The organism is Burkholderia ambifaria AMMD, assembly GCF_000203915.1.
GTDB lineage: Bacteria > Pseudomonadota > Gammaproteobacteria > Burkholderiales > Burkholderiaceae > Burkholderia > Burkholderia ambifaria.
The window spans coordinates 2,965,284-2,976,488 of record NC_008390.1 but is presented as its reverse complement, the minus strand read 5'-3'; the positions used below and the strand labels follow the sequence as shown (position 1 = coordinate 2,976,488).

Annotated in this window: 10 protein-coding genes; 8 read left to right on the top strand and 2 right to left on the bottom strand. The window is 67.3% G+C overall.

Annotated elements, in window-relative coordinates:
• Positions 1 to 48: 48 nt before the first annotated feature.
• Together BAMB_RS13640 and BAMB_RS13635 are read right to left on the bottom strand one after the other, a co-directional pair.
• Positions 49 to 1,602: a sensor histidine kinase gene (locus BAMB_RS13640; protein ID WP_011657834.1), complete on the bottom strand. Its 1,554-nt coding sequence runs from the start codon at positions 1,600 to 1,602 to the stop codon at positions 49 to 51.
• Positions 1,603 to 1,618: 16 nt separating this feature from the next.
• Complete coding sequence (locus BAMB_RS13635; protein ID WP_041491392.1) at positions 1,619 to 2,347, bottom strand: response regulator transcription factor; 729 nt, start codon at positions 2,345 to 2,347, stop codon at positions 1,619 to 1,621.
• Between the two features lie 186 nt (positions 2,348 to 2,533).
• Between BAMB_RS13635 and recA the strand changes: the two genes are divergently transcribed.
• The 8 genes from recA (at position 2,534) to BAMB_RS13595 (ending at position 10,932) form a co-directional block, all read left to right on the top strand.
• Positions 2,534 to 3,613, top strand: coding sequence for a recombinase RecA (gene recA / locus BAMB_RS13630; protein ID WP_011657832.1), 1,080 nt, complete (start codon positions 2,534 to 2,536; stop codon positions 3,611 to 3,613).
• A complete protein-coding gene (recX, locus tag BAMB_RS13625; protein WP_011657831.1) occupies positions 3,613 to 4,494 on the top strand; it encodes a recombination regulator RecX in 882 nt (293 codons plus the stop codon). Before recA ends, recX begins: the two co-directional genes overlap by 1 nt.
• 145 nt (positions 4,495 to 4,639) lie before the next feature.
• Positions 4,640 to 5,248: a DUF2889 domain-containing protein gene (locus tag BAMB_RS13620; RefSeq protein ID WP_011657830.1), complete on the top strand. Its 609-nt coding sequence runs from the start codon at positions 4,640 to 4,642 to the stop codon at positions 5,246 to 5,248.
• A gap of 68 nt (positions 5,249 to 5,316) precedes the next feature.
• Positions 5,317 to 6,483: an ADP-forming succinate--CoA ligase subunit beta gene (gene sucC / locus BAMB_RS13615; protein ID WP_006755512.1), complete on the top strand. Its 1,167-nt coding sequence runs from the start codon at positions 5,317 to 5,319 to the stop codon at positions 6,481 to 6,483.
• A 69-nt stretch (positions 6,484 to 6,552) separates the two neighbouring features.
• Positions 6,553 to 7,434 (top strand): succinate--CoA ligase subunit alpha, encoded by an 882-nt coding sequence (gene sucD, locus BAMB_RS13610; RefSeq protein ID WP_006477916.1) that lies wholly within the window; start codon positions 6,553 to 6,555, stop codon positions 7,432 to 7,434.
• Between the two features lie 158 nt (positions 7,435 to 7,592).
• Positions 7,593 to 8,297, top strand: coding sequence for a TerC family protein (locus BAMB_RS13605; RefSeq protein ID WP_041491266.1), 705 nt, complete (start codon positions 7,593 to 7,595; stop codon positions 8,295 to 8,297).
• Positions 8,298 to 8,394: 97 nt separating this feature from the next.
• A complete protein-coding gene (locus BAMB_RS13600; protein WP_006749939.1) occupies positions 8,395 to 8,991 on the top strand; it encodes a pilin in 597 nt (198 codons plus the stop codon).
• Between the two features lie 162 nt (positions 8,992 to 9,153).
• Entirely contained in the window at positions 9,154 to 10,932 is a 1,779-nt protein-coding gene (locus tag BAMB_RS13595; RefSeq protein WP_011657828.1) for a PglL family O-oligosaccharyltransferase, read from the top strand.
• Positions 10,933 to 11,205 lie beyond the last annotated feature (273 nt).

Here is an 11,205-nt window from a genome sequence, read left to right as displayed (position 1 = left end):
CGATCGCGGCGGGGTGCGCGGTGCGGGTGAGGTGAGGGCCTGCGCGTGTCAGGCTGGATCCGCGGCGGGCTCCGACAGCGGCAGGCTGATGCTCACGAGCGTGCCGGCAAGGCGCGGCGCCTGTTGATAGACATGATCGTCGAGCGTCAGCGTGCCGCCGTGCTGCGTCGCGATCTCGCGCACGATCGCGAGCCCGAGGCCGCTGCCGTCGCCTTCGCGGCCGAGGATCCGGTAGAAGCGCTCGACCACGCGCTCGCGTTCGGCGGCCGGGATGCCGGGCCCGGTGTCCTCGACTTCGAGATGCACGCGCCGCGCCGCCTGCTCGGCCCGCACGCGCACGGTGATGCGGCCGCCTTCGGGCGTGTAGCGGATCGCGTTGTCGACCAGGTTGCCGAGCATCTCGCGCAGCATCACGGGATTGCCGTCGACGTCGAGCGGCGCGTCGTCCTCCGGGCCTTCGTAACCGAGATCCATGCGCTTCGCGAGCGCGGCCTGCACCCAGTCGCGCACCGTGCGGCGCGCCAGCGCGCCGATTTCGACCGGCTCGAAGGTCAGCCCGCTCGCGCGGTTCTCGGCGCGCGCGAGCGCGAGCAGTTGCGTGACGAGCCGCGCGGCCTGCTCGGAACTCGTCGCGATCTGTTCGAGCGAGCGCTGCACGTCGGGCGGCACGGGGTGGCGCAACGCGAATTCGGCCTGCGTGCGCAGGCCCGCCAGCGGGGTCTTCATCTGGTGCGCGGCGTCGGCGATGAAGCGCTTTTGCAACGCCATGTTCTGCTCGAGCCGCGCGAGCAGGTCGTTGAACGACGTGACGAGCGGCTCGATCTCGGGCGGCGCGCGCTGCGCCTCGACGGGCGACAGGTCGTCGGGCCGCCGCGCGCGGATGTGCGCCTGCAGCGCGTTGAGCGGCGCGAGCCCGCGCGACAGCCCGAACCAGACGAGCAGGATCGCGAGCGGCAGGATCACGAACTGCGGCAGGATCACGCCCTTGATGATGTCGTTCGCGAGTGCGTTGCGCTTGTCGAGCGTCTCGCCGACCTGCACGAGCACGGGCTGTGCGCCGCCCGGCTCCGGCAGTGCGACGGTCGTATACGCGACGCGCACGTCGTTGCCGCGCAAAAGGTCGTCGCGGAACACGACGACGCCCGGCGGCGGGCGGTCCTCGTCGCGCGGCAGCGGCATGTCGGCCTCGCCCGCGACCAGCTCGCCGCGGGTGCCGAGCACCTGGAAGTACACGCTGTCGACGTTGTCCGCGCGCAGGAAGTCGCGCGTCTGCTGCGGCAGCGTCAGCTCGGCGACGCCGTTGACCGGATGGATCTGCCGCGCGAGCACGTATGCGTTGGTCTCGAGCGCGCGATCGAACGGGCCGTTCGCGATCGTCTTCGCGACGAGATAGGTGACGGCGATGCTCATCGGCCACAGCAGTAGCAGCGGCGCGAGCATCCAGTCGAGGATTTCGCCGAACAGCGAGCGTGGGCGCGGCGCCTCGGGCGCATCGGTTTCATCGGGCGGCGCGAACGGGTTCTCGTAGCGCGCGTCGCGTGCATCGTCGGCGGCCGACGCCGGCGCGCCGCTCGGGCGGCGGGAATGGGCCGGGGTGGCCATCGCGGCGCGCCCGGCTTCAGCGCAGCGGCGTGCCGGCCACCACGGGCTGGGGCGCTGCCGTATCGGTCGGCGCGGCGGGCGCGACCTTCTCGAGGCAATAGCCGAGGCCGCGCACGGTCGAGATCCGCACGCCGCTCGGTTCGATCTTCTTGCGCAGCCGGTGCACGTAGACTTCGATCGCGTTGTTGCTGACTTCCTCGCCCCATTCGCACAGGTGATCGACGAGCTGCTCCTTCGACACGAGCCGGCCGATCCGCTGCAGCAGCACCTCGAGCAGGCCGAGCTCGCGCGCGGAGAGATCGAGCACGTGATCGTTCGCATATGCGATGCGGCCGACCTGGTCGAACGCGAGCGAGCCGTGGCGCACGACGGTCGGGCCGCCGCCCGCGCCGCGCCGGGTCAGCGCGCGCACGCGCGCTTCCAGCTCGTTGAGCGCGAACGGCTTGGCCATGTAATCGTCGGCGCCGAGGTCGAGCCCCTTCACGCGTTCGTCGACGCTGTCGGCGGCGGTCAGGATCAGCACGGGGAGGTTGGAATTGCGGGCGCGCAGGCGCTTGAGCACGTCGAGCCCGGACATTTTCGGCAGCCCGAGATCGAGGATCAGCAGGTCGAATGTCTGCATCGACAGCGCCGTATCGGCGTCGACGCCGCTCTTCACGTGGTCGACCGCATAGCCCGATTGGCGGAGTGACCGGGTGAGGCCGTCCGCGAGTATGCTGTCATCTTCGGCGATGAGAATTCGCATGGTGCTGACCGATGGCCGGCGGGCATTCGCGCCGGCGCGGCTGTCTCCGAAGTTATTCGTGTACAACGCTCTGCATTGCGGGCTTGCACAAAACACTGTTTTTTTATACAGTGTCTGCATTCATGGGCAGCGCTTGAAGTGGGCGCGCCTCTAACAGACGCTGCTCATCATAGCAAAGGACGATTCATGGAAGATAGCAAGAAGGGCTCCGGGATGACCGCCGAGAAGAGCAAGGCGCTGGCGGCCGCACTCGCACAGATCGAGAAGCAGTTCGGCAAGGGCTCGATCATGCGCATGGGCGACGGCGAAGTGGCCGAGAACATCCAGGTCGTGTCCACGGGCTCGCTCGGTCTCGATATCGCGCTCGGCGTCGGCGGCCTGCCGCGCGGCCGGGTCGTCGAGATCTACGGTCCGGAATCGTCGGGTAAAACCACGCTGACGCTGCAGGTCGTCGCCGAGCTGCAGAAGCTGGGCGGCACGGCGGCGTTCATCGACGCGGAGCACGCGCTCGACGTTCAATATGCGGCGAAGCTCGGCGTGAACGTGCCGGAACTGCTGATCTCGCAGCCGGACACCGGCGAGCAGGCGCTCGAAATCACCGACGCGCTGGTGCGCTCGGGCTCGATCGACATGATCGTCATCGACTCGGTTGCGGCGCTCGTGCCGAAGGCCGAAATCGAAGGCGAGATGGGCGATTCGCTGCCGGGCCTGCAGGCCCGCCTGATGTCGCAGGCGCTGCGCAAGCTGACGGGCACGATCAAGCGCACGAACTGCCTCGTGATCTTCATCAACCAGATCCGGATGAAGATCGGCGTGATGTTCGGCAACCCCGAAACCACGACGGGCGGCAACGCGCTGAAGTTCTATTCGTCGGTGCGTCTCGACATCCGCCGGATCGGCTCGATCAAGAAGAACGACGAGGTGATCGGCAACGAAACCCGCGTGAAGGTCGTCAAGAACAAGGTGTCGCCGCCGTTCCGCGAAGCGATCTTCGACATCCTGTATGGCGAAGGCATTTCGCGTCAGGGCGAGATCATCGATCTCGGCGTGCAGGCGAAGATCGTCGACAAGGCCGGCGCCTGGTACAGCTACAACGGCGAGAAGATCGGTCAGGGCAAGGACAACGCGCGTGAATTCCTGCGCGAGAATCCGGAAATCGCGCGCGAGATCGAGAACCGTATCCGCGAATCGCTCGGCGTGGTCACCATGCCTGAAGGTGCGGCTGCGGTCCACGACGAAGCCGAGGCGATGGACGAAGAAGAGTGATGGTCGGGCGCCGAGGTCAGGCAGGCAAGCCGGAGGAGAGCGACGCGCCCGAAACGGCGGGTCGCTCCGGTCGGCGAGCCGGATCCTCGGCTGCCGACCGGTCGGTCGCAGGCGGCAACGCCACGAACCGCACCGCGACGAGGGCATCCGACGATGCCCTCGTTTCGTTTGAGATTGCCGCGCCGGACGATCCGTTCGACGACGACGAATCGTTCGACGCGCACGATCGCTCCCGCCGTCGTGTTTCCGGTGTCAGCTTCCCCGGCGAGCGCGCAGCCGCTGCGGCGGCGCCGGCCAGGGAAGACGTCTATACCCGCAGCAGCCAGCATCCGCGCCGCACGCGCCGGGCGTCCGGCGCATCTTCAAGCACGTCATCAAGCACATCTGCCGCCGACGATCCGGGCGCCGGCAAGCGCAAGTCGTCGAAGCCGCCGCGTTCGTTGAAGGGCCGCGCGCTCGGTTATCTGTCCAGGCGCGAATACAGCCGCGCCGAACTCGCGCGCAAGCTTGGGCCGTACGTCGGCGAAGACGAATCCGTCGAGCCGGTGCTCGATGCGCTGGAAAAGGAAGGCTGGCTGTCCGACGCGCGCTTTGCCGAGAGCCTCGTGCATCGCCGCGCGTCGCGCGTCGGCGCCGCGCGCATCGTCAGCGAACTGAAGCGTCACGCCGTCGGCGACACGCTCGTCGAGGAAGTCAACGCGCAGTTGCGCGAGACCGAATGGACACGTGCGCAGGCCGTCTGGCGCAAGAAATTCGGTGCACTGCCGCAAACGCCGGCCGAGCGCGCGAAGCAGGCGCGCTTCCTTGCCGCGCGCGGCTTCTCGAGCGGGATCATCGTGAAGTTGCTGAAGGTCGGCGACGATTTCCTGGTCGACGACTGACCGGCGCGTCACGCGCGCTGCGCGCGATTTTGCTGCAATGCAACCGTTTCCGGACAGGCGGGAATACCCGCCGTCGCGGCCGGCTGCCTCAAATACCCGATATGCTAAAATCCACGGGTTTTCCTCTTCGGCCTCAACCTCCAGCATGCCGCTATCCGAGCCCGTGCCCCGTCAGTTGCGACATCGACGCGCAATCCGAGCGGAAGCCTACGAGCGCGGCGACGGCTTGTGGGACATCGAAGCCTGCCTGACCGACCACAAGCCGCGCGATGTCGCGCTTGCGTCGGGCATCCGGCCCCAGGGCCTGCCGATCCACGAACTCTGGCTGCGCGTGACTATCGATCGTGATCTCAACGTCGTCGACGCCGAAGCGTCCTCGGAATGGGTTCCGTATCCCGGTCACTGTCAATCCGCCACTCCTGCCTATCGGGCCCTCATCGGGCTCAATCTCTTCCGCAATTTCCGCCGCAACGCGAACCGGCTGCTCGCCGGCGTCGCAGGCTGTTCCCATCTCACCGAACTGTGCGCCGTGCTGCCGACGGCAGCGATTCAGGCGTTCGCCGGCGAGGTGTGGAACGTGCGCGAGGAAGGCGGCGAAGGGCCGGATCATGGCGGCGCGCACGACGACGCGCCTTTCCAGCTCGGCCGCTGCCGGGCGTTGCGGTTCGACGGCGAGGTCGTGCGGCAGTACTACCCGCGCTGGTATGGCGCGAGCCGGCCGGACGTGCCCGGTGAAGGCAGCACGAAGGAATGAACGGAAATCATTCGAAGAAGCGTCTTAAGCGACTTTTCATCCAACTCTCAGACTGAAGGGAATCACGCATGAAGATTCACGAGTACCAGGGTAAGGAAATCCTGCGGAAATTCGGAGTCGCGGTACCGCGCGGCAAGCCGGCGTTCTCGGTTGACGAGGCCGTCAAGGTGGCAGAAGAGCTCGGCGGCCCGGTGTGGGTCGTGAAGGCTCAGATTCACGCGGGTGGCCGTGGCAAGGGCGGCGGCGTGAAGGTGGCGAAGTCGATCGAGCAGGTCCGCGAATACGCGAACCAGATCCTCGGCATGCAGCTCGTCACGCACCAGACGGGTCCGGAAGGCCAGAAGGTCAACCGTCTGATGATCGAAGAAGGCGCCGACATCAAGCAGGAACTGTATGTCAGCCTCGTCGTGGATCGCATCTCGCAAAAGATCGTGCTGATGGGTTCGAGCGAAGGCGGCATGGACATCGAAGAAGTCGCCGAAAAGCACCCGGAACTGATCCACAAGGTCATCGTCGAGCCGTCGACGGGCCTGCTCGACGCGCAGGCGGACGACCTCGCCGCGAAGATCGGCGTGCCGGCTGCTTCGATCCCGCAAGCGCGCGCGATCCTGCAAGGCCTGTACAAGGCATTCTGGGAAACCGATGCGTCGCTGGCTGAAATCAACCCGCTGAACGTTTCCGGCGACGGCAAGGTCATCGCACTCGACGCGAAGTTCAACTTCGACTCGAACGCGCTGTTCCGCCACCCGGAAATCGTCGCGTACCGCGACCTGGACGAAGAAGATCCGGCTGAAATCGAAGCGTCGAAGTTCGACCTCGCGTACATCTCGCTCGACGGCAACATCGGCTGCCTCGTGAACGGCGCAGGCCTCGCGATGGCGACGATGGACACCATCAAGCTGTTCGGCGGCGAGCCGGCGAACTTCCTGGACGTCGGCGGCGGCGCCACGACCGAGAAGGTCACGGAAGCGTTCAAGCTGATGCTGAAGAACCCGGACCTGAAGGCGATCCTCGTGAACATCTTCGGCGGCATCATGCGCTGCGACGTGATCGCGGAAGGCGTGATCGCCGGTTCGAAGGCCGTGAACCTGAACGTGCCGCTCGTCGTGCGCATGAAGGGCACGAACGAGGACCTCGGCAAGAAGATGCTGGCCGATTCGGGCCTGCCGATCATCTCGGCGGACAGCATGGAAGAGGCTGCGCAGAAGGTTGTCGCGGCTGCCGCAGGCAAGTAAGCGCGCGCTAATGAACACGCATGGCGGCGCGGTTTGCACGCGACGCCAATCGAACAGAGGTCAAAATACATGTCGATTCTGATCAACAAGGACACGAAGGTCATCACGCAGGGCATTACCGGCAAAACCGGTCAGTTCCATACGCGCGCCTGCCGTGAATACGCAAACGGCCGCGAAGCATTCGTCGCGGGCGTGAACCCGAAGAAGGCCGGCGAAGATTTCGAAGGCATTCCGATCTACGCGAGCGTCAAGGAAGCGAAGGCAGAAACCGGCGCGACCGTGTCGGTCATCTACGTTCCGCCGGCAGGCGCAGCCGCAGCGATCTGGGAAGCCGTCGAAGCCGACCTGGATCTCGCGATCTGCATCACGGAAGGCATCCCCGTCCGTGACATGATCGAAGTGAAGGACCGCATGCGTCGCGAAGGCCGCAAGACGCTGCTGCTCGGGCCGAACTGCCCGGGCACGATCACGCCGGACGAACTGAAGATCGGCATCATGCCGGGTCACATCCACCGCAAGGGCCGCATCGGCGTCGTGTCGCGTTCGGGCACGCTGACGTATGAAGCTGTTGCCCAGCTGACGGCACTCGGCCTCGGCCAGTCGTCGGCAGTCGGTATCGGCGGCGACCCGATCAACGGTCTGAAGCACATCGACGTGATGAAGATGTTCAACGACGATCCGGATACGGATGCGGTCGTGATGATCGGCGAAATCGGCGGTCCGGACGAAGCCAATGCCGCCGAGTGGATCAAGGACAACATGAAGAAGCCGGTCGTCGGCTTCATCGCTGGCGTCACGGCGCCTCCGGGCAAGCGCATGGGCCACGCCGGCGCGCTGATCTCGGGCGGTGCGGATACGGCCGAAGCGAAGCTGGAAATCATGGAAGCGTGCGGCATCACCGTCACGCGCAACCCGTCGGAAATGGGCCGTCTGCTGAAGAAGGCGCTGTAATTTCCGCGTGGTTCGTCCTGCAAAAAACGCCGGCTTAGCCGGCGTTTTTTGTTATGCTCGCGCAATGAATTTGTAAGCCCCGGGCATGCGCGACGCATGTGCCGGTAATGAACCGGGCCGCCCGTCAGAGGGTCGTCGCCCCGCACCTATATCCACACATGCTTGAATTCCTGACGTCGCTGCACTGGGGCGCCGTGCTCCAGATCGTCATCATCGACATCCTGCTCGGCGGCGACAACGCTGTCGTGATCGCGCTCGCGTGCCGCAACCTGCCGGCCAACCAGCGGCTGCGCGGCGTCGTGTGGGGCACGGCCGGCGCGATCCTGTTGCGGGTGGTGCTGATCGCATTCGCGGTCGCGCTGCTCGACGTGCCGTTCCTGAAGTTCGGCGGCGGCCTGCTGCTGCTGTGGATCGGCGTCAAGCTGATGGCGCCGGATGCCGACGCGCACGACAACGTGAAGCCGGCCGACCGGCTGTGGGACGCGGTGAAGACGATCGTGATCGCCGACGCCGTGATGAGCCTCGACAACGTGATCGCGATCGCCGGCGCGGCCGAGCAGGCCGATCCGTCGCACCGGCTGGCGCTGGTGATCTTCGGGCTCGTCGTCAGCGTGCCGATCATCGTGTGGGGCAGCACGCTGGTGCTGAAGCTGCTCGACCGGTTCCCGATCGTCGTCGCACTGGGCGCGGGGCTGCTCGGCTGGATCGCAGGCGGCCTGATGGTGCACGACCCGGTCGGCGATCGCTGGCCGGTGCTCGATACGCAGGCCGCGATCTACGGCGCGAGCATCGCCGGCGCGCTGTTCGTCGTTGCCGCAGGATACGCGCTCCGGCGCCGCCGCAGCGGTCCGCATCCACAATGACGTTGGCCGTCCGGCCGACTGCCGGGGCCGCGGCCCACTGGCTACGATCGAAACGCCTGCCTGATTCGGCAGGCGTTTTTCGTTTCCGGAGCCAGTCATGTTCGAAGCCTTTTCAGTTTCCCTGTTCCGTCGCGTCGCCGCCGATCTGCGGCGCGCGCGCCGGCCGGTGCCGCGTTGGCGGCCGGCCGGCTTCACGCTGATCGAGTTGATGATCGTGCTCGCGATCGTCGGCGTGATCGCTGCCTATGCAATTCCCGCGTACCAGGATTACCTCGCGCGGTCGCGCGTCGGCGAGGGGCTCGCGCTCGCGTCGTCCGCGCGGCTCGCGGTTGCCGACAATGCCGCGAGCGGCGCGGGCCTCGATGGCGGCTACAGCCCGCCGGTCGCCACCCGGAACGTCGAATCCGTCCGGATCGACGCCGATACGGGCCAGATCACGGTGGCGTTCACCACCCGCGTCGCCGCGGCCGGCGCGAATACGCTCGTCCTGGTGCCGTCCGCGCCGGACAAGGCCGATACACCGACCGCACGGGTGCCGCTGAAAAAGGGCGCGATGCAGGCCGGCGCGATCGCCTGGGAATGCTTTGCCGCCGGCAAGGCCGCGTCATCGCTGCCGGCGCCGGGCGCCGGACCGTTGCCGGCGGAGGCGGCGACGTTGCCCGCGAAATACGCGCCGGCGGAATGCCGCGCATAGTGCAGGCGGCCCGCGGGCCGCTGCGTGGGCGCGCGCACGGCGCCGCGCACGCATTGCCGGCCTGCCGAGCCGGCCCGGCCGTATCGGGTGACGGGGCGGCGGGGCCGCACAGACGGGGGAAAGTTTTGTATAGTGCGCCGGTTGCTGACATCCGGTTCGCTCATGCCTTCTACTTTTTCCCGTTCGTTGCCGCTCGTTGCGCTGGCTGTCGCCCTGATCGTGCCGTACGCGATCACGAATCACACGTATCCGATCCCGACCTTCTATTCCGAGTTTGCCGCGCTGGTGCTGTATCTGCTGGTGGGGCTCTCCGTCGTCCTGCTCGCGCGCACGGGCCGCCCGGCCGAGCCGTTCGCGGCGCCGGCCGCGTTCGTCGCGCCGCTCGGGTTCGCGGCGGTGCTGCTCGCGCAGGTCGCGCTGATGCCGCTGAAAGTGCCGTCGATGAACTGGCTGGCGCTCGGCTATCTGGCCGCCGCGCTGGTCGCGATGCAGGCCGGCTACACGCTCGCGCGCGAGGGGCTCGCCGAAGCCACCGCGCGAATGATGGCCGGCGCGCTGCTCGTCGGCGGCGTGTTCGCGGTCGCGAGCCAGGTCGTGCAGTTGTTCCATCTGGAAACCGCGGTGTCGCCGTTCGTCGTGGTCTACAACATCGCGGTCGATCGCCGTCCCTACGGCAACATGGCGCAGGCGAACCACCTGGCGACCTACATCGCTTTTGCGCTCGCGGGCGCGTTGTATCTGGTGCAGACGCGCCGGCTCGCGGTATGGGCCTGGTTCGCGCTGTCGATCGTGCTGTCGGTCGGTCTCGCGCTGACGGTGTCGCGGGGCCCGTGGCTGCAGGTCGCGGTGATGGTCGTCGCGGGCTTCTGGATGGCGTGGCTCGAGTCGCGCCGTGCGCCGGCCAACCGCCGCGCATGGCTGATACCGGCCGCGCTCGCGGTGGCCTTCGTCGCGGTGAACGTCGCGGTGCGCTGGGCCAACGTGCATTTCCACCTGGGGCTTGCCGAGTCGGCCGCCGAGCGGATGCGCGACGCGGGGCAGATCGCGCCGCGGCTCGCGCTGTGGAAGTATGGGCTCGCGATGTTCCGCGAGCATCCGCTGCTTGGCGTCGGCTGGGGCGAATTCCCGTCGCACCAGTTCGCGCTCGTGCGCACGCTCGGCGGTGTCGAGATCGCGAACAACTCGCACGACATCTTCATCGACCTGCTCGCGAAGTCCGGTCTGCTGGGTCTCGGCGTGCTCGTCGTCGCGCTCGTGACGTGGTTCGTGCGCGCGGTGCGTGCGCCGCAGTCGAGCACGCGCGTGTTCGGCCTCGCGCTGATCGGCATCCTGCTGATGCATGCGCTCGTCGAATATCCGCAGCAGTACATGTTCTTCCTGCTGCCGGCGATGTTCGTGATCGGCCTGCTCGACGTGAAGCCGCTGCGCGTCCTGCCGGGCCGCGCGGCGTTCGGGCTGTTCGCGGTGCTGTCGGTCGGCGGCGTGCTGGCGGTGGTACCCGTGCTGCGCGACTACCAGCGCGCGGAAGTGCTGTATTACGGCAGCGATCCGGCCGCGCAGTACCGCGATGCGCCGTCGCAGCTGTTCGGCGCGTGGGGCGATTACGGGGTGGCCACGCTGCTGACGATTTCGCCGGAGAACCTGCCGCTCAAGCTCGCCGCGCACGAGCGCGCGATCGCGCTGCTGCCGGGCGAGACGGTGCTGCGCCGCTATGCGGCGCTGCAGGCGCTGGCCGGCCGGGACGCCGATGCGCTCGATACGGTCGCGCGCCTGCATGTGTTCGCGAAGGAATTGAAGGACTGGCCGCAGCAGTTGGCGTTGCTGTACAAGCTGTGCGACCAGCAACCGGCGCTGAAGGCGTTCAAGGCGGCCGTCGTCGCGAAGTACGGGGAAGTGCCGGCCGATGCGGACGAGGACGACTCCGACGACGATTCCGAGTGACACCCCGCTGAACACCGTGCCGACACCGCGCGGCGCCGGGCGGGGAATCCCGGCGCTGGCCGCATTGCGGTGAGGCGGTGGGCGATGGCGGGGCGGGAGGGGGCGGCGATTGCTTCCCCCGGAGAATGGATGCCGGCCGAATCCGGTGTGATTCGCGTCAACCATTGTCAAATCGCGGCCACGCGCAAGGCGGCGCGTGCACAATGCGGCAAAGCGTTCGCGTGCGCGGCCGCCCGCTGCGGGCCGCTACCGCGAACGCCGCCCCCGGATCTC